The sequence below is a fragment of the Pseudomonas sp. R1-7 genome (assembly GCF_051132105.1).
Taxonomy (GTDB): Bacteria; Pseudomonadota; Gammaproteobacteria; order Pseudomonadales; family Pseudomonadaceae; genus Aquipseudomonas.
In genome coordinates, this window is the sequence record NZ_CP071661.1 from 1,693,062 (window position 1) to 1,710,607 (window position 17,546).

Below are 17,546 nucleotides of genomic sequence, written 5' to 3' on the forward strand. Positions count from 1 at the left end.
GGTGTGCCGGTCAGCCTGTCTGCGGTATTGCATGTGGGGCGAAATGTACTGAGGACTAGTGGGTCCGCGCGCCTTGGGTGATCCAGGCGCCAATCAGGTCGCGCTCTTGCTGGGTCATCTGGGTGATATTGCCCAGTGGCATGATCTGGGTGGTCACGGCCTGGGCCTGGATGCGCGCGGCTTCTTGCTGGATCTGCTGCGGCGTATCGAACATCACCCCGCCCGGAGCCGCGCTGAACAGCGGGCTGGTGGGCTTGGCCGAGTGGCAGACCGAGCAGCGTTCCTGAATGACACTGTGGACTTTCTCGAACGACGGGCCCTGGGCATTGGAGGCCTGGGCAGGCGCGGCGGCCTGTGCCGGTGCTGCGGGCTTGGCGCCGCCACCCACCGCTGTCTCCGGCAGCGGCTGATACTCGATCACGCCCGGCACCTTGGCGACTTCCGGCGCGGTGGGCATCGGCTTGGGACCGGTGACATAGGCCAGGCAGATCATCGCCAACGCGCCGACCGGCAATGTCCAGGCAAACCGATTGCTGTCATGGCGCGTGTTGAAGTAGTGACGCACCAACACCGCCGCCACGGCGATACCTGCCAGGATCAGCCAGTTGTATTGGCTGCCGTAGGTGCTCGGGAAATGGTTGCTGATCATGATGAACAGCACCGGCAGGGTGAAGTAGTTGTTGTGGCGCGAACGCAACAGGCCTTTGGCGGGCAGTGCCGGGTCCGGGGTGCGGTTCTCGGCGATGGCCGCCACCAGCGCGCGCTGGGCCGGCATGATGATGCGGAACACGTTGCCGACCATGATCGTGCCGATCACGGCACCGACGTGCAGGTAGGCGCCGCGACCGCTGAACACCTTGCTGAAGCCGTAGGCCGCGGCAATCAACAGTACGAACAGGATCAGGCCGAGCAGGGCGGGACGCTTGCCCAAGGCCGAATCGCAGAGAAAGGAGTAGACGAACCAGCCAACGAACAACGAACCGATGCCCAGGGCCACGCCTTCAGCGCCGCTCAGGCTGCTGCCCGGAGCCAGCAGGTAGACGGTCGGGTTCCAATAGAAGACCACGCACAACAGCGCGATACCCGACATCCAGGTGAAGTAGGCTTCCCACTTGAACCAGTGCAGGTTGTCCGGCATGGCCGGTGGTGCGAGTTTGTATTTTTCCAGGTGGTAGATACCGCCACCGTGGATGGCCCACAAGTCGCCGGCCAGGCCGCTCCTGGGGTTGACGCGATTGAGGTTGTTTTCCAGCCAGACGAAGTAGAACGACGCGCCGATCCAAGCCACGCCAGTGATCATATGAACCCAGCGAACGCTCAGGTTCAGCCATTCCAGCAAATGTGCTTCCACAGTCTTTACCTCTCGCCCGTCACCCTTGTCTTCGGGTGATCGGACCTTCTCTTATTGGTGGGGGGCGAGGATCAAACATTCATCCTCTTTGAAAAAATGCTCATCGCAGTTATTGCCTGTGCCACTGCGATCAACCACCAGGAAGTCATCCCGCTTTTCGATCGTCAGCACCGGGTGGTGCCAGACGCCGCGATGGTAATTGATGCCCTGCCTGCCGTTGGTAACGAAGGCGCGGACCAAGCCTGATACAGGTGCATCGCCAAGTGGCGCGACCACGATCAGAAAGGGGTTGCCGAGCAGCGGAATGAAGGCCTGGCTGCCCAGCGGATGGCGCTCCAGCATGCGTACGGTCAGCGGCATGTCCAGCGCGTCGGCGCGGAAGATGCTGATGATCGCCTTGTCGTCCGGCGTAGCGGTTTCAACCGTCGCCAGGCGATGGAAGCGCATGGTCGAACCGTTGTTGATCATGAAGTGATCGCTGCCGTCGGTTTCGATCACGTCACCGAACGGGGCGAAGGCTTCTTTGGTCAATGGTTCGATCTCGAGTGTGCGCATGCTGGTTTTCTTATCCAAAAATTGTGTGTTGTTGATTCAGCTTTTTGTGGCGAGGGAGCTTGCTCCCGTTGGACTGTGCAGCAGTCCCATTTTTAAAAAGCGGGGTCGCTTCGCAACCCAGCGGGAGCAAGCTCCCTCGCCACAGGTGCGCCGCTTATTTCGACACCTTACCGAGCACCCGCAGGCGACTCACGCCACCGTCCGGGAACACGTTCAGGCGGATATGGGTGATCGGGCCCAGTTCCTTGATCTGCTCGGCGAACGTGTGTTCAGCGTGCATTTCCAGTTTCTGGCTCGGCAGCAGCTCACGCCAGAACAGCGACTGGGTTTCGATCTGGCTGTCGGTGCCGCCCTTGACGAACGCGCCCTGGATCGAGCAGCTGTCCGGGTAGTTGCCCTTGAAGTGCAGGGTGTCGACGACGACTTTTTCAACGATACCGGCATGGCCCAGGGCGACGATCACCCAGTCATTGCCCGGGGTGCGACGACGGGCGGTTTCCCAGCCATCGCCCATGTTCACGCCACGACCCGGGTTGAGGATGTTGCTCATGCGGCCGAAGTGTTCGTCGGAGCAGGCCAGGGCGCGGCCACCATTGAGCGCGGCAGCCAGGTCGATCTGTTCGTTGTCGCCCACGGCCGACCAGTCGCGGTACGGGACGCCATAGACCCGCAGACGGGCCACGCCGCCATCGGGGTAGATGTTGAAGCGCAGGTGGCTGAAAGCCTGGTCGTTGCTGATTTCGTGGTAGTGGTGGCTGTTGCCTTGCAGCTCGACGGCCGACAGCACTTCGGTCCACTGGGTGTTGTCGTCCGGCTCGCCTTCCGCCAGGAAACAGGCTTCAAGGGAGGCCGATGGCGGGTAGTTGCCTGTGAAGAATGAAGTGTCGATGTCCACGCCCTTGATCGAGCCTGGCACGCCCAGGCGGATCACCGCGCTGTCGTAGCCTTCGAAGCGCTTGCGGCGCGACTCCCAGCCGTCCATCCACTTGCCGTTGTCGTCGAACACGCCCTCCTTCCACACGGCCGGGGTCGGCTGGAACAGGCGGTTGGCGTCGGCGAACCAGTCATCGGTGACCGAGATGATCCTGGTGCCCAGGCGGGCGTCGGCCAGGTTGACGAACTTTTCGAACGGTACGGCGTAAGCTTTCATTCTTCTTGTCTGCCTTTGATAAGTTGGCTGGGGATGCTTGCGGGACCTGGTGTCGGATGCCGCTCGCTAAAGGGTCAGTAATCGGAACAACGCGATCTTGTTGATCTCGGCCAATGCGCATTTGAACTCAGCGTCTGCCGAGTGGTGGATGCGCGTTTCGAACGCTGCGAGGATCTGGTGCCGGTTGCTGCCTTTTACCGCCATGATGAAGGGAAACTTGAACTTGGCTTTATAGGCCTCGTTCAGCTCGGTGAAGCGCTGGAACTCTTCGGCCGTGCATTGGTGGATACCGGCGCCAGCCTGTTCGTTGGTGCTGGCTTCGGTCAGTTGTCCCTGGACGGCGGCTTTGCCGGCCAGGTCCGGGTGAGCATTGATCAGGGCCAGTTGGCTGGCATGATCGGCGCTCAACAGGATGTCGCTCATGCGCTGGTGCAGGTTCTCGATTTCGTCGATCGAGGGATCCTGGCCCAGGTCGAAGGCCTTCTCGGCCACCCATGGCGAATGTTCGTAGATGTCGGCGAAGGCTTTGACGAACGCTTCGCGGCTCAAGGTGGAGGGCTTGAGTGTCTGGAAAGCGGTCATTTGGACGCCCCCTGATACGGATGGGTTTGCTGCCAGTGGCGAGCGATGTCGACGCGGCGGCTGAACCACACCTGCTCATGGCCCTTGGCGTATTCGAGGAAACGCTTGAGAGAGGCCAGGCGCGCAGGGCGGCCGATCAGGCGGCAGTGCAGGCCGATGGAAAGCATCTTGGGTGCTTCGGCGCCTTCGGCGTACAACACGTCGAAAGCGTCCTTGAGGTACTGGAAGAAGTCGTCGCCCTTGTTGAAACCCTGCACCTGGGTGAAGCGCATGTCGTTGGTGTCGAGGGTGTAGGGAATCACCAGGTGCGGCTTGCCGGTAGGGTTGTTCGGCTCCCAGTAGGGCAGGTCATCGTCGTAGGTGTCGCAGTCGTAGAGGAAACCGCCTTCCTCCATCACCAGCCGGCGGGTGTTGGGACCGGTTCGGCCGGTGTACCAGCCCAGCGGCCGCTCGCCGGTTATTTCGGTGAGGATGCGGATCGCTTCGAGCATGTGCTCGCGTTCCTGGGCCTCGTCCATGTATTGGTAATCGATCCAGCGATAGCCGTGGCTGCAGATTTCGTGACCCGCAGCGACCATGGCGCGAATCACGTCCGGATGGCGCTGGGCGGCCATGGCAACGGCAAAAATCGTCAGGGGAATGTCGAATTCCTTGAACAGCTTGAGGATCCGCCAGACGCCGGCACGGCTGCCATACTCGTACAGCGACTCCATGCTCATGTTGCGCTCGCCCTGCAGCGGTTGCGCCGCGACCATCTCCGAAAGGAACGCTTCGGATTCCTTGTCGCCATGGAGGACGTTGCGCTCGCCGCCTTCTTCGTAATTGAGCACGAAGGACAGGGCGATGCGGGCATTGCCCGGCCATTGGGGGTGGGGAGGGTTACTGCCGTAACCGATCAGGTCGCGTGGGTAGTCAGCGCTCACTGCAGTTTTCCTTCTTGTTCGAACCATGTAGGTGGCGCCCTGGTGATGAATTTCCGGCTGGCGTCACGACGATGGGTTGATTGTATACAACTTTATTTGCGACTTGTAAGCCTGTTTTTTGCATTTTTTGCTACGAGCTTGCGTTGTCTACACTGCAAGAAACCTGCCTGACTGGTCAGTTATTGCCGCATCAGCTAGCGTAACCGTTGGGTTGGGCGAAAAACGGGGGCCAGACCTTGTTGCCGGGCGCGCTAGGCAGTTGCGTATATTTTATTGTGTACAATTACTGTTTAAAATGTCTTAATTCGTCATCGCCGTATCGTTGTGTGCTCCGCAACGGTGCGGCCTGTCTTTCAACTGATTCAGGAGGCGTCGGGCCGGACTGCACAGCAGCGAGGCGCGCACAATCAATGGGACGTTTGACTACTCACGTTTTGGATGCCGCACACGGCTGCCCTGGAAGCTCGATCAAAATCGAGCTGTACCGTGTCGATGATTCGCAGTTGCAGTTGGTCGCCAGTGCAACGACCAACAGCGACGGTCGTTGCGACGCGCCGCTGTTGCAAGGGGACGATTACCGCAGCGGGGTCTACCAGATCCAATTCCACGCCGGTGACTATTACCGCGCCCGTGGGGTTCAACTGGCCGAGCCGGCCTTTCTCGATGTGGTGGTGCTGCGCTTCGGTATTTCGCAAGAGCAGGATCATTACCACGTACCGTTACTGATATCGCCCTACGCGTATTCAACGTATCGAGGCAGTTGATCCCCCAAGCAACTGCCTTGTCCTGGAAGCGACTGCGCATAAGCTTCTTTGGTTTTCAGCCCGCTCACACTGCGGGCTTTTTTTATGGGCAGCCTTTTGGAACGTGGGCGACAGCGGCACTTGGCGGCTATGTATTGTCCCTGACGATGAACACCGTCGCGGTTGGCGTATTGTTGCTGGGAAGTGTCTGGATGCCGCCCCTGAGGCTGATGAGCTTATTGTCGTTGTGGGCACTTTCCATTGCATTCATGGTTTCGTGACCGAGTTGATTTCGCAACACAAGGCCGAAATCCCTTGGGTTGATACGCGGGATGATGATGTCTTGGGTTTCAGTGCGATGCAGTGTCATGAAAAATATGAAGTCATGCTCTGCGCGCTTGAACACCACGTTGGGAAAAGACGGTAACGAACGGGCCGGGAAAACCATGTAGCCATTGCGCTCGAGTCGTTCGGTCATGAATTTCATGAACTCGATATCATCCGCTATCACTGGGAAGGTGCGTGACGGCGGCAAGAATAAGCTCGGATCGAAGTCCAGTCGTGCCAATGGTCCGGTCGGGGAAGGCAATGGCAGTTGAAGAGAACGATTAGACCCTGCAAGTTCTGCAGAGATGGGCAGTGTCGGTAGCATCAGAAGAGGGTCGGTCAACACCGGGTGCAGCGAGGCCGTTTTATCCTTCCAGTTGTTGAACACCTGTCTCAGCGTGGTCAATCCCCGGGCATCGGCGAAATTACTGTCGTTGGCGAGTTCAAATTGTCTGCGTGAAAACTTGCTCTGAGTGTCCGCCCTCAGTTCTGGAAAGAACTCGATGGCATAGCCCACCAGCGGCTTTTCAAAAGGAAGTCTCGGATCAATTGTCCAGTGGCTGTCGGGAGGTACCTGGATGGCGGCGCGAGGCTGCTCGCCGGTGTGAAAGAAAAGAAGGTCTTCAAATGTATCGAAGTCATAAGGGGGATGCCTGGGATCCTTGATGTAGATGACGGAGCGTTGCCTCGCCTTGTCGTTCTCCACCGTCTGGTAGTGATGGCCGTCTATGGTGATGTGATCAGATGCCGCAAATGCCGAGGAGATACGCCAGCTGTCGATTACGGAGGGTTCTCGAGGCGCCTGGTCTCGTGTCATGGCGCCTTGCTGACGCCAAAGTAAGCTGCCCGTCATGCGTTCCAGGCGGGGGCCTGAGGGAAGGAGTTCACTGTCCAGCTTGGCCCGGAAATGTTGTTCGGAATCCCTTGCGACCTGGACCGTCTCACCGCTTTCCAGGTTGACATATGAGCGCGTGCCGAACGTCCGGATTCCGGTTGTTGTGTCTGGGGCAGGTAGCCTGTCGGCGAAAGCATGCCTGAGATAATAGCGAGTCAACGAGGCCGAGGCGCTCGGACCGGCCGTGGGCGTGGATGCGCTTAGGCTGGCTATCACGACGGTGGGAGGGGGCGCGGCATCCGGTCCGGATGCTTGTCCCGTTGCTGAATCCTGCGTTGCATCAGGGTTCCACGGCCTTGTCGGCCTGGAAGGTCTCTCCGGTACCGTGTCGGGCGCAGTGGGGCCGGCTTCGGAAGAAGTTCCGGCATTGAGTCGGGGTTTTTTGGGAGGTGCCATTCAGTTCGTTCGTCTCTTGTAAAAATGAAAATGCAAATCGCCCTGGCAAGGGCTCTCGAATATCAAGTCTCGTCGAGGGTCAAGCTGTAGATGCGGTACTTATGTATCGCAAAGGGATCTACCTGTTAGTGACTGTGTTTCAGGAATCTGAGAGTGAGCTGAATGGCGAGTTGTAAAGGATCGATGTCCTGTCCGAGATACCGTTCGGTTGGTAAATGGGTTCTGCTGAAAGCCCCGTGCAATATCGTGGCAACTTCAAGGTCATCAGCTTCTGTCGGCGTCACCCTTTCCGACAGCTCAACGAACACGCTGCGCAGGGTCTTCAATACATCGGTGGAAAAGACGGCGTTTTCGTCGAGGTTTCGCTGGATGAAATCCTGAAATCGAACGATGTGGTGTTCACACAGATTGACCTTCTTCAGTTCGCTCGCTTTTAGCAGGCGGAGTCGATCCGTACGCAGGCACCATATTCGTTTTTCCAGATCGTAGATGACGGTCCCTGCCGAACCATCCCTGACGGCAATATTGCGTACTTTGATTTCCGTGGCAGCCAGCGTGGACAGTTCCTCTGGAAGTGCTTCGCTGGGTGTTTTCGGGGGGCGAAAATATCGGGCATCGATGGCGTCTGCATCGACACTTTCAAAAAGGATGTCGACGGCATGGACAACGCCGTTGGCAGTGATGACGTTTATCTGGTCGATCAGGTCTTGCGCGCCATATTCAGGTAAATGAATGAGCACGCTACCGATCTGCAACAGATGGGGATGCAGTTTTATCGGTACGTGGCCAAGGCCAGTGGCATCGAGTTCCCAAGTGGATGCGACTGGCAGTCGAGGCGTCGCAGTTGCCAGGGCGCCCGGCGTGCAGAGGCGCAACGTCATGTGTGGCTTCAAATGAACCAGATAGGTAGAGCCTTCACCCATCAGGACTTCAATACCCGTCAACACAGGGGGCGGCGTCAACTGGGCGCATGTCGCCTGGGCTCCCATGACGAAGGCCTCTTTGTCCCTTGGAAGGCGGTAGGCGTAGGTGTGTTTTGTCGGTGGGAGTGGCAATGGCAGGTCAGATGTCCAAGCCAATGGGGTTGCTTTCGTGATTTTGCGGTCCAGGAAAACCGCGGGGGCGGGAGAGGCGGGAGCAAGCCTGTAGGACTTTCCGTCCTGCATGGCCAGGATGAAAAGGTGTTGCAGCCTCAGCTTGGAGTACAAGCATCGGTCGGCCACCTTGGCGGTGTAACGTTCATCGGAGCTTGCCAGGTTGGCAATGTGTACTCGACTTTTGCCGAAGTGCAACGTCAGGTCACACTTCCCATACCGGAGGGTGTCGAGATCGCCGTCATTCGTTAGATGGATATTGTACTGGGCTTCGATTTGCGTCAGTTCGGCGCTTGAATAGTCCACATGGAGCGTCGTGGCGTAGGGGCTAGGTTGTTTGATGTCCACTGTGGTTTCGCCGACAAAGCGGGAAAAGAAGTAATCGCTGTCTTTGTCGTGGGGAACTGTCGATGTCGCTTTATCCAGCAATATGGACGGGGTCCTGGATGTTCCTTGCTTGGTTACAACAATGCTGGCCTTGTGGGAAGCGTTCCCTTCCAGTATGTCAGGCAAGTCTGGCGCGAGCTGGTAACCCTCTTTTGTCAGGAAAATCAGCTTTTTGTTGTTGAGCTGCCTGCGATTCCCAACAGTTTTATACACATCCCTGATGACGACGTGACGAGCATCCAGATCATTCGAATCGAAAACCGAGGTAATGGTCAGATCATGTCCCGTGACCTGCCAGTCTTCAATCAGGTCGGCCCTCCAGTCCAACAGGACTACACTGCTATCCAGTCCGTCTTCCTTCAGGGTTATGCAGCCGGGTTTATGAGCAATGACGTATGAATCGTTCCCGGGCCCACCATCGGCCTCAAGGTTATTTGCACCCAGGAGATAAATGCTGTCATCGCCTCCACCTGCTTCGATGCTGTCATGACCCCGGGACTTGATGATATTGGCGGTGTTCGTGCCCTTGATGATATTTGTGCCACCTTCATGGATCTCGATATTTTCGATACTCTTCAGTACGGTCTGGAGATGTTCTGTGTTGTCGGCTTTGGTAATGAACACTTGGTCGCCAGCGAGATCGACACGGTATCCCCGTTTCGATAGCTGATGACTTTCGGGGCGGCCCGCCAGGATGAGTGTGTCGCTGCCTTGCCCGCCATCCAGCGAGCTGGGTCCGACACAATCCCCGCGCTTGTTGGGGAGCGCGTTGGTTCCTTCAAACACGAACACATCGTCTTTTTCACCCCCGCTCAGGTGTTTGATGCCGTCGTCGTAGCGAAAGGTGTTCTGCTTTTTTTCGACGCCCAGGATGGTGTCGTTGCCGCCGCCAATATTCCAATGGACATTTTTATGCACGGCCGATGCGCCGAGTGTGGCACCGGGCGTGTTCGCATTGATGCCGTCGCGAGCATCGACGGTATCGTCGCCGTCCACGATTTTTGGTCTGAGATGGGTCTCGGGGTGTTTTTCACCGGTCAGCCAATGTGTTGCGTTGAAGGTCACGTCTTCAAGTTCGACATGGAACGCGCCGTTCACGATGGCTTCGGTGGTGTCCTTCAATGGCCCCTTCAGCAGATGAGCCGCTTCGCCTTGAAGCTGTTTAGTGTGTTCGGTGGTGGCTTTGGCAATGATGTAGCGGTTCTGGATTTCCTCGTCCGGTTCCAGAAGCCAGAACGCGAGCCAACCGGTGCGAAGGCGCTCATAGGCAGTGAGTTCGATGTACTCGTCGATCTCTTCGACTTGGCGGACGGCCCCCCAGACCTGCGACCCGACCGCCAGGGCGAGTCCGGCCACCAGACCGACTGGGCCGGCGGCGGGAAAGCCGGCCAACGCTGCTACGCCTATGCCCACGGTCATCACCGCGCTGGTGATGCTCAGGGCTGCGCTGACGTAATGATCCGTCGCTTGTCTGCCGGTGCTTTTAGCAGCCGCCTTGAAGGCGTCAACTGCGCTGACAATATCGATCGGAAGTGTCAGTGCGCTGGCAATCAGCCCGCCGCCACGGCGAAGTCGCAAAGCCAATTGTGTCTGGGCGAAATCCTTGGCGGCACCTTGAGCGGCCTTGAACATGCGCGTGGCTTGCCTGACGACGGCGTCTTCAACGGCGATCGACGTCATTTCCGCTGAGAGACTGATGCTGTTGAAGACAACGTTGTAGTCGTCCTTGTTCTTGATAGCGTCCTGCAGCCCTCGCAAACCACTATAGACACCAAAGGCCTGCAGCCCCAGGCCGGTATGGGACATGGTTGTGCTCTTGGCCTTGTTGGCCCAGGTCAGTGTGGTGTCCTGGAGGGCCTGGGGGATGTTGAGCTTCTGGGCGTAGCTCAGGATTTTATCCAGTTTTCCTTGATGGCTAGCCGTGACAGGCTTATCGGCGGGTTGAAACAGCAGGGGAGGAGCGGCGAGAGGTCGTTGGCTGGCCAGTTCGAACAGCAATGTCGTCAATCGGTAATCTTCGGGATCAACGATCGATCTTACCTGCGCTTCGATAGCGTCCGCGCTGAACTGCAGCGAGTTGATGAAGAATCGATTGGGTATACGGAAGAAGGTGTTCTGGCCGTTCAGGGGCTGCCCACCAATCGTTGCACCCAACGCATCCAAGCCTGAGCGGGTCACGGTCGAGGAAGCGATATTCAGTGGGCCATATAACTCGTCCACGACGGCCAGTTGGGCACGCCTGCGTTTTCGTTCTCGATCAGCCGGCACATCATCAGCCAGGCCAAAGTCCAGGGTGTTGCCGGTCTGTTCGTTGGCGCGAGCGCCAATATCGGCAACCACCACGGCAAGGTCGTCCGGCGAAGGACGAGGGGGACTTTCAAGCATTCGGAACATCCATGTTCGAGGGGGAAAACCCTAATATCCAACGAGTTTCCTGAACATGTATATCGAAGGGGTGTTGCGATATGTTTTCCCTGCCTTCCTTGGCCAGGCCATAAGACGGATCGAGTGCAAGCTTAGTGGTTGGACAAGAGAGAGGCCGCGCCGGCGCTGCCAAACAGCCCTGCGCTGATGCGGTTGAACCAGCTTTGCCCCTTGCCGCTGCGCAAGTAGCGTGCCGCTCCGTGGGCGCTGAGCCCGTACATGACCTTGCAACCCAGGTCGAGCACCGTCCATGTGGCAATCATGATCAGCAGCTGTGGCAGGAAGGGTTGTTCGGCGCTGAGGAACTGCGGCAGGAATGCGGCAAAGAACAGGATGTCTTTCGGATTGCTCGCCCCCAACACGAATGCCCGGCCAAACAGCGCACGGAAACGAGGGACCGCGGTGGCCTGCGGCACTTCGGCACCCTCGGACGGCTGGCGCGATTGCTGCCAGCTCTGCCAGGCGAGGTAGAACAGGTACAGCGCGCCGACAATCTTCAGCGCGCTGAATAGTTGTTCGGAGGCGAGCAATAGTGCTCCCAGCCCCAACGCCGAGGCGCTCAACAGGCAGATCGAGGCAATCACTCCACCCAGGAACGCCGGATAGGCGCGTCGCAGGCCGTAGTTCAGGCTGTTGCTGATCATCAGCAACGATAACGGGCCTGGGATGAGGATCACCACCAAAGCGGCACCGCTGAACAACAACCAGGTTTCCAGATTCATTGCTTTGCTCCTGATGTACAAAAGCCCCACCCAACGGGGTGAGGCGGATAAGGCATGTACCGCTTACAAGAAGATGAACTTGGCGATGAAGATCGCGCAGAGCACCCACAGGCTGACGGAAATTTCCTTGTGTTTACCGGTGCCGGCCTTGAGCACGACATAGGTGATGAAGCCCAGGGCGATGCCATCGGCGACCGAGAAGGTCAAGGGCATCATGATTGCGGTGACGATCGCCGGAATACTGTCGGTCGCTTCGTCCCATTCTATGTGGGCCATGCCGCCCATCATCAGCATGGCCACATAGATCAAGGCGCCCGCCGTGGCGTAGGCCGGGATCATCCCGGCCAGCGGTGCGAAGAACATGGCGGCAATAAATAGCACACCGACCGTCACGGCGGTAAGCCCTGTGCGGCCACCGGCCGCGACACCGGCGGCGCTTTCCACGTAGCTGGTCACGGGCGGCACGCCGACCATGGCGCCGAAGACGCTGGAAGCACTGTCGGCCTTCAGCGCCTTGGACAGGTTTTCGATCTTGCCGTCGGGTTTGACGAGGCCGGCGCGCTGGGCGACGCCCATCAAGGTGCCGGCGGTGTCGAACATGTGCACAAACAGAAACGCCAGCACCACGCTGATCATGCTGACGTTGAACACGCCGGCCACATCCATGGCCATCCAGGTCGGTGCCAGGCTTGGCGGCGCGGACATGACGCCGTTGTAGTGCACCAGCCCCAGGCCCCAGCCGGCCAGCGTCACAGCAATGATGCTGATGAGGATCGCACCAAATACCCGGTGGTAGCTCAGCACGGCGATCATCAGGAAACACACGGCAGCCAGCAGCGGCCCTGGTTCATGGAGCGAGCCCAGCTTGATCAGCGTGGCGGGGCTGTCGACGATGATGCCGGCAGTCTTCAGGCCGATCAGCCCGAGAAACAGCCCGACCCCCGCGCCCATGGCGTAGCGAAGGCTCACCGGAATACTGTTGAGCAGCCATTCACGCACCCGCGACAAGGTCAGGACCATGAACAGCACGCCGGAAACAAACACGGCGCCCAGCGCGGTTTCCCAGTTGTAGCCCATGGTGCCGACCACGGTGTAGGTGAAGAAGGCGTTCAAACCCATGCCCGGCGCCAGGCCAACCGGCCAATTCGCATAGAGGCCCATCAACAGGCAACCCAGCGCTGCGGCGATGCAGGTGGCCACGAACGCGGCGCCATGATCGATGCCTGCGTCGGCCATGATGTTGGGGTTGACGAAAATGATGTAGGCCATGGTGATGAACGTCGTCAGGCCGGCAATCAACTCGGTCTTCACCGTGGTGCCATGCAAGCTGAGTTTGAAGATGCGCTCCAGCCAGCCATTGCGTGACGGCGGCGAAAGATCCAAGGTCTGGGCTTCGGGTTTGCGGCTTTCCACAGCGAGTACTCCTCAAGAGTTTTATTGTTATTTCCGGCACCGCACGCCCCCTGAGGGTGGTGGCGAGGCTTTGAGGCAGGTAAGGCTGGCGTAGTAGTTGACCTGTTGGTCAGGAACTCGCACGAAGCGAATTATGCTTTTGTATACAAATAAAGCAAATAATGTTTTCTGTGTTGTCGACGAAAAATAGGGCAGTAGGGGTATATCGCCAGTGTGGGGGCCCTCAGTCGCCAGATTTCCCGAGCGCCTGGTTCACCGCCAGCCAGCCATCCACCGCCGCTTCCCCGGCCTCGGCAAACACCCGCTCAAGCAATTTCACCTGCTCACGGCGCAGTGCCTGTTCAAATCGCTGGCCCTCGTCGGTCAGTGCCAATAGCCGCTTACGCTTGTCGGTCTCGGATGCGGCGCTGTTGACCAGGTGCATCTCCATCAATTGCCTCAACGGCATGTTCAACGCTTGTTTTGTCACGCCCAGCAACGCCAGTAGCTCCTTCACGCTCAAGGATGGGTAGCGGGCGATGAAAAAAACGATGCGCTGGTGTACCCGGCTCAAGCCACGGCGTTCGAGCATTTCATCGGCCTTGGCGGTAAACGCCTGGTAACCGAAGAAGAACGCTTCCATGGCCATCTGTTGGGATGTTGGTTTTTTAAGGTCAAGCATGTTGACGTTTCCAGAGATGGCGGAGTAATTTCAGTCAAGCAGTTTGACTTATTTCCCCAACGCCTCGCTACAGGTGACCCCATGGCTTTTTCCGAACGTGTGTCGCGCCTCAAAAGTTCTTTGATTCGAGAAATCCTCGCCGCGGCGCAGCGCCCGGAAGTGATGTCGTTCGCCGGTGGCCTGCCGGCAGAGGCCATGCTGCCAAAGGTGGAGTGGGAGGCAATGCCGCTGTCCATGGGCCAATACGGCATGAGCGAAGGTGAGCCGGCCCTGCGCGAAGCACTGGCCGCACAGGCGCGATCGCTGGGCCTGGCCTGCGAGGCAAGCCAGGTTCTGGTGGTCAGCGGTTCCCAGCAAACCCTCGATTTCGCGGCCAAATTGCACATCGACGTCGGCACCGAGGTCATGCTCGAAGCGCCGACTTATCTCGCGGCCTTGCAGATTTTCCAACTGTTCGGCGCCGACTGCATCACCGTTCCCTTGGAGGCGGACGGCCCGGATCTGGAGCAGTTGCGCGCCCGGTTGGAGCGCCATCGCCCGGCGTTCATCTACCTGATCCCAACGTTCCAGAACCCTTCGGCGGTCCGCTACAGCGAGGCCAAGCGCGACGCGGTGGCGGCCCTGCTGGATGAATTCGGCGTGACGCTGGTCGAAGACGAGCCTTATCGCGAACTGACCTTCGACGGCGGCAGCGCCACTCCGATCGCCAGTCGATTGAAGAAGGCCAGCTGGATCTATACCGGCACCGTGTCGAAAACCCTGTTGCCGGGCCTGCGGGTCGGGTATCTGATCGCCAGTCCGGACCTGTTCCCTCATCTGCTGCGGCTCAAGCAATCGGCGGACCTGCACACCAATCGCATCGGCCAATGGCAGGCGCTGCAATGGATCGGCACCGAGCGGTACCGCAGCCATATGCATGAACTCAGGGATTTCTATCGGGATCGGCGCGATCGGTTCCAGGCTGCGCTACTCAGGCATTTTGCCGACATTGCTGACTGGAACATGCCACAGGGCGGGTTGTTTTTCTGGCTGACGCTCAAGCAACCACTGGACACCCGCACCTTGCTCGCCGCCGCCCTGGCGGCCGACGTGGCGTTCATGCCGGGGGAACCGTTCTTCCCGGAGCCGGACCAGCATCCGGGACACTTGCGCTTGAACTTCAGCCACATCGACCCGGCGCGACTGGATGAAGGACTCAAGCGGCTGGCGGGGGTGGTGCGGGAGGCGTTGGCTGCAAAAACAGCCTGATTGGTGCGGTGACTGGGCTGGCCCCATCGCGAGCAAGCTCGGCTCCCACAGAGGACCGTGGTGAATACAAATCCAGCGTTCACCAAGTCACCCTGTGGGAGCCGAGCTTGCTCGCGATGAGGCCAGTCGCCACACCATAAAACTATCAGGCCGCAGAAAACCGCTTATCCAGATAATCAATGATCACCTTGGACTCATACATCCAGGTGGTCTCGCCATTCTCCTCGATACGCAGGCACGGCACCTTGATCCGGCCACCCTGTTCCAGCAGCGTCTGGCGATCCTGCTCGTTGTTCTTGGCATCGCGCAGGGCCACCGGCACGTTGAGGCGGCGCAGGGCACGGCGAGTCTTCACGCAGAACGGGCAGGCATGGAATTGATACAGCGTCAGCCCGCGAGCCGCCTGGTCCACTTGCGCCTGGGCTGGTGCCGGGCGCTGTTTCTTGCCGGGCCGGGTGATGAAGTCGATGAAGATGATGAGCTGGCCCAGGCCAACTCGAAGCGCTTTGACGATCACGTTATAGCCTCACGGCGGGAAGAAGAGGGCGCGCAGCTTACCTGATTTTTCATGGGCGAAAAAAAACCGGCGATCAATGCCGGTTTTCTTGGTGGGACGAGTTACTTGATGAGGCTGAGGAATTCCATGCGGGTCGCCGCATTTTCGCGAAACTCGCCAAGCATCACCGAAGTAATCATCGACGAGTTCTGCTTTTCCACGCCGCGCATCATCATGCACATGTGCTTGGCCTCGATCACCACCGCCACGCCCAGGGCTCCGGTCACCTGCTGGACCGCATCGGCGATCTGGCGGCTGAGGTTTTCCTGGATCTGCAGGCGACGGGCGTACATGTCGACGATGCGCGCAACCTTCGACAGGCCCAATACCTTGCCGCTCGGGATGTAGGCCACATGGGCCTTGCCGATGAAAGGCAGCAAATGGTGCTCGCAGAGCGAGTACAACTCGATGTCCTTGACCAGCACCATCTCGCTGTTGTCGGAGCTGAACAAGGCACCGTTGGTGACTTCTTCCAGGGTCTGTTCATAACCGCGGCAAAGGTACTGCATGGCCTTGGCAGCGCGCTTGGGCGTGTCGAGCAGGCCCTCGCGGGAAACGTCCTCGCCCAGTTGGCCGAGAATCGCGGTGTAATTCTGTTCCAGTGTCACAGAGGCTGATTCCATAAGGGTTTCAGGAGGGTACTTGTTCTGTCTGTACCAATTTTGTACCAATCAAGCTGTTTTCGAGTTTCCCGAGTTCGCCCCAGTCGGTGCTGGAGTTGATCCATCGGGCATAGGTCGAGAGCAACATCTGAACGCTGTGACCCAGCTGAGTGGCAATAAACGCAGGGTTCATACCCGTCATGAGGCACATGGTAGCGTATGTGTGTCGGCAGTTGTATTGCCGGCGGGCGCGAATCTCCAATTCGGTCAGTGCCGCCTGGAAGTGCTTGTCGGTGACGCTGGACTGCTGAATGAACTCGAAATTCTTCGTGGGCGGGAAGACATAGGGCGACTTCGCCTGCTTCCTGCGGCTCTGCTTCGCACGTCGTTCGGCGATTTGCTCCGCCACCTCAATGGCATGCATCGCCCGGCTATTGAGCATGACTTGCCGTTCATTGCGGGTTTTGGTGCGCTCCTCAATCCTATAGTCCGCGACGATCCGACACACGGTGGCTAAGCGTTTCTGCTTGTCTACTTCGTTCCACCGTAGGGCCGCTATCTCGCTAGGTCGCATACCGGTATAGAAGGCGAACTCGAAGTAAGCCGCATAGATCCGCATCGAATGGTTCAGCGTCTTATAGAGATGTTCAATGATGGCGTTGGCCTCTGCCACCGTGAAGGGGTCGATGGGCTTTTTCGTTTTCACGGGAAGCTCGATGGACTCGACCGGGTTGCGATTGATCAGGCCGTCTTTGACGGCGGTGCTGAACACCGTCGTCAGGCGCTGGATTGCCGAGCGCTTAACGACCGGCGATTTGCAATCTGTGCTGGCTGCGATTTTGCGCAACAGCACCGAGGTGATGCCGTCGACGGGCACCCGCAAAATAAACGGCGGGCTCAACGGCTTGGCAGATCGTCAGAAGCTGTGGGAGCAGGCGAGGGCGATACTATGCGTCTCGTCGACCTGATCCCGCTGCAATACCGCGTGCTGGTCGTCGGGCTTCTACTGTGCGCTTTGGCCGCCGCTTCGTCGGCCATCGCCTGGACGGTCCAAGGCTGGCGATACGGTCAGCAACTGGAAAAACAAGCCCGGCTCCACACCGAAACCCTCAACCAAATCACCCTGGCCTCGGCCGCGCTGCAGCGTACCGAACGGGACAAGCGCCTGGCCCTGGAGCAGCAGTTGGCCGCCAATGACCAAACCCACTATCGAGCGCTAACCGATGCCCAACGTGATCAGGATCGCCTGCGTGATCGCCTCGCTACTGCTGATGTCCGGCTGTCAGTCCTACTCGACGCCACCGATACCGCCAGTGGCTGTGAAGTGCCTGCCACCACCACCACCACCACCACCACCGGCACCGGCGGCGTGGTCATGGAGCCACACGAGCCCGACTTGACCCGGCGCATGCTCAACGAACTATCGGCATCACCGATGCGGGAGATCGGGCAGTGATTGCCTTGCAGGCATGCCAAGGCTATGTAAGGAGTTTAAACTTACAGGGAAGAGAATAAGT

Annotated in this window: 15 protein-coding genes and 2 pseudogenes; 4 read left to right on the forward strand and 13 right to left on the reverse strand. The window is 58.7% G+C overall.

The genetic code is table 11. The features are described from left to right. Positions 1-55: 55 nt before the first annotated feature. The 5 genes from J3P79_RS07530 to puuE all read right to left on the reverse strand — a co-directional run bounded on the left by J3P79_RS07530 (position 56) and on the right by puuE (position 4,561). Positions 56-1,351, reverse strand: coding sequence for a urate hydroxylase PuuD (locus tag J3P79_RS07530; RefSeq protein WP_434609390.1), 1,296 nt, complete (start codon positions 1,349-1,351; stop codon positions 56-58). A gap of 51 nt (positions 1,352-1,402) precedes the next feature. Beyond that, positions 1,403-1,906, reverse strand: coding sequence for an ureidoglycolate lyase (locus tag J3P79_RS07535; RefSeq protein WP_434609392.1), 504 nt, complete (start codon positions 1,904-1,906; stop codon positions 1,403-1,405). Between the two features lie 154 nt (positions 1,907-2,060). Then, positions 2,061-3,056 carry an allantoicase gene (gene alc, locus J3P79_RS07540; protein ID WP_434609394.1) on the reverse strand — a complete coding sequence of 332 codons (996 nt, stop codon included), beginning with the start codon at positions 3,054-3,056 and terminating at the stop codon, positions 2,061-2,063. 66 nt (positions 3,057-3,122) lie between these two features. Further along, positions 3,123-3,638 carry a 2-oxo-4-hydroxy-4-carboxy-5-ureidoimidazoline decarboxylase gene (gene uraD, locus J3P79_RS07545; protein WP_434609396.1) on the reverse strand — a complete coding sequence of 172 codons (516 nt, stop codon included), beginning with the start codon at positions 3,636-3,638 and terminating at the stop codon, positions 3,123-3,125. Then, positions 3,635-4,561, reverse strand: a complete 927-nt coding sequence (puuE, locus tag J3P79_RS07550; RefSeq protein ID WP_434609398.1) for an allantoinase PuuE — start codon at positions 4,559-4,561, stop codon at positions 3,635-3,637. Before puuE ends, uraD begins: the two co-directional genes overlap by 4 nt. 410 nt (positions 4,562-4,971) lie before the next feature. Here puuE and uraH point away from each other — a divergent pair, with 410 nt between their 5' ends. Then, positions 4,972-5,325: a hydroxyisourate hydrolase gene (gene uraH / locus J3P79_RS07555; protein ID WP_434609401.1), complete on the forward strand. Its 354-nt coding sequence runs from the start codon at positions 4,972-4,974 to the stop codon at positions 5,323-5,325. A gap of 127 nt (positions 5,326-5,452) precedes the next feature. On the opposite strand, the gene J3P79_RS07560 is transcribed toward uraH, so the two are convergent. From J3P79_RS07560 to J3P79_RS07580, 5 genes are all read right to left on the reverse strand, one after another. Next, positions 5,453-6,922: a hypothetical protein gene (locus J3P79_RS07560; protein ID WP_434609404.1), complete on the reverse strand. Its 1,470-nt coding sequence runs from the start codon at positions 6,920-6,922 to the stop codon at positions 5,453-5,455. A gap of 125 nt (positions 6,923-7,047) precedes the next feature. Continuing rightward, positions 7,048-10,788: a calcium-binding protein gene (locus J3P79_RS07565; RefSeq protein WP_434609406.1), complete on the reverse strand. Its 3,741-nt coding sequence runs from the start codon at positions 10,786-10,788 to the stop codon at positions 7,048-7,050. Positions 10,789-10,919: 131 nt separating this feature from the next. Beyond that, entirely contained in the window at positions 10,920-11,549 is a 630-nt protein-coding gene (locus J3P79_RS07570; RefSeq protein WP_434609409.1) for a LysE family translocator, read from the reverse strand. A 63-nt stretch (positions 11,550-11,612) separates the two neighbouring features. Further along, complete coding sequence (locus tag J3P79_RS07575; RefSeq protein ID WP_039594375.1) at positions 11,613-12,962, reverse strand: NCS2 family permease; 1,350 nt, start codon at positions 12,960-12,962, stop codon at positions 11,613-11,615. A 223-nt stretch (positions 12,963-13,185) separates the two neighbouring features. Then, on the reverse strand, positions 13,186-13,623 hold the full coding sequence (locus J3P79_RS07580; RefSeq protein WP_434609411.1) for a MarR family winged helix-turn-helix transcriptional regulator: 438 nt from the start codon (positions 13,621-13,623) through the stop codon (positions 13,186-13,188). Positions 13,624-13,704: 81 nt separating this feature from the next. Here J3P79_RS07580 and J3P79_RS07585 point away from each other — a divergent pair, with 81 nt between their 5' ends. Further along, the gene (locus J3P79_RS07585) at positions 13,705-14,871 is read left to right on the forward strand and encodes a PLP-dependent aminotransferase family protein (protein ID WP_434609413.1); all 1,167 of its coding nucleotides are present in this window, start codon (positions 13,705-13,707) and stop codon (positions 14,869-14,871) included. 145 nt (positions 14,872-15,016) lie between these two features. Here J3P79_RS07585 and J3P79_RS07590 read toward each other — a convergent pair whose 3' ends face one another. The 3 genes from J3P79_RS07590 to J3P79_RS07600 all read right to left on the reverse strand — a co-directional run bounded on the left by J3P79_RS07590 (position 15,017) and on the right by J3P79_RS07600 (position 16,930). Next, complete coding sequence (locus J3P79_RS07590; protein WP_434609416.1) at positions 15,017-15,388, reverse strand: glutathione S-transferase N-terminal domain-containing protein; 372 nt, start codon at positions 15,386-15,388, stop codon at positions 15,017-15,019. Between the two features lie 101 nt (positions 15,389-15,489). Beyond that, complete coding sequence (folE, locus tag J3P79_RS07595) at positions 15,490-16,035, reverse strand: GTP cyclohydrolase I FolE (RefSeq protein ID WP_198726073.1); 546 nt, start codon at positions 16,033-16,035, stop codon at positions 15,490-15,492. Between the two features lie 22 nt (positions 16,036-16,057). Continuing rightward, complete coding sequence (locus J3P79_RS07600) at positions 16,058-16,930, reverse strand: tyrosine-type recombinase/integrase (protein ID WP_434609418.1); 873 nt, start codon at positions 16,928-16,930, stop codon at positions 16,058-16,060. Between J3P79_RS07600 and J3P79_RS07605 the strand changes: the two are divergent. Then, positions 16,905-16,997, forward strand: a pseudogene (locus J3P79_RS07605) (glycoside hydrolase family 19 protein); the annotation flags it as partial. The gene J3P79_RS07600 and the pseudogene J3P79_RS07605 overlap by 26 nt on opposite strands. Continuing rightward, positions 16,979-17,544, forward strand: a pseudogene (locus tag J3P79_RS07610) (lysis system i-spanin subunit Rz). The pseudogenes J3P79_RS07605 and J3P79_RS07610, both read left to right, overlap by 19 nt. The last annotated feature ends 2 nt before the right edge of the window (positions 17,545-17,546 follow it).

Excerpts from the sequence above, each read along its gene's own strand:
- uraH (WP_434609401.1), top strand. The coding sequence starts at position 4,972 with ATGGGACGTTTGACTACTCACGTTTTGGATGCCGCACACGGCTGCCCT.
- alc (WP_434609394.1), bottom strand. The coding sequence starts at position 3,056 with ATGAAAGCTTACGCCGTACCGTTCGAAAAGTTCGTCAACCTGGCCGAC.
- J3P79_RS07585 (WP_434609413.1), top strand. The coding sequence starts at position 13,705 with ATGGCTTTTTCCGAACGTGTGTCGCGCCTCAAAAGTTCTTTGATTCGA.
- J3P79_RS07565 (WP_434609406.1), bottom strand. The coding sequence starts at position 10,788 with ATGCTTGAAAGTCCCCCTCGTCCTTCGCCGGACGACCTTGCCGTGGTG.
- J3P79_RS07580 (WP_434609411.1), bottom strand. The coding sequence starts at position 13,623 with ATGCTTGACCTTAAAAAACCAACATCCCAACAGATGGCCATGGAAGCG.
- J3P79_RS07535 (WP_434609392.1), bottom strand. The coding sequence starts at position 1,906 with ATGCGCACACTCGAGATCGAACCATTGACCAAAGAAGCCTTCGCCCCG.
- uraD (WP_434609396.1), bottom strand. The coding sequence starts at position 3,638 with ATGACCGCTTTCCAGACACTCAAGCCCTCCACCTTGAGCCGCGAAGCG.
- J3P79_RS07570 (WP_434609409.1), bottom strand. The coding sequence starts at position 11,549 with ATGAATCTGGAAACCTGGTTGTTGTTCAGCGGTGCCGCTTTGGTGGTG.
- J3P79_RS07560 (WP_434609404.1), bottom strand. The coding sequence starts at position 6,922 with ATGGCACCTCCCAAAAAACCCCGACTCAATGCCGGAACTTCTTCCGAA.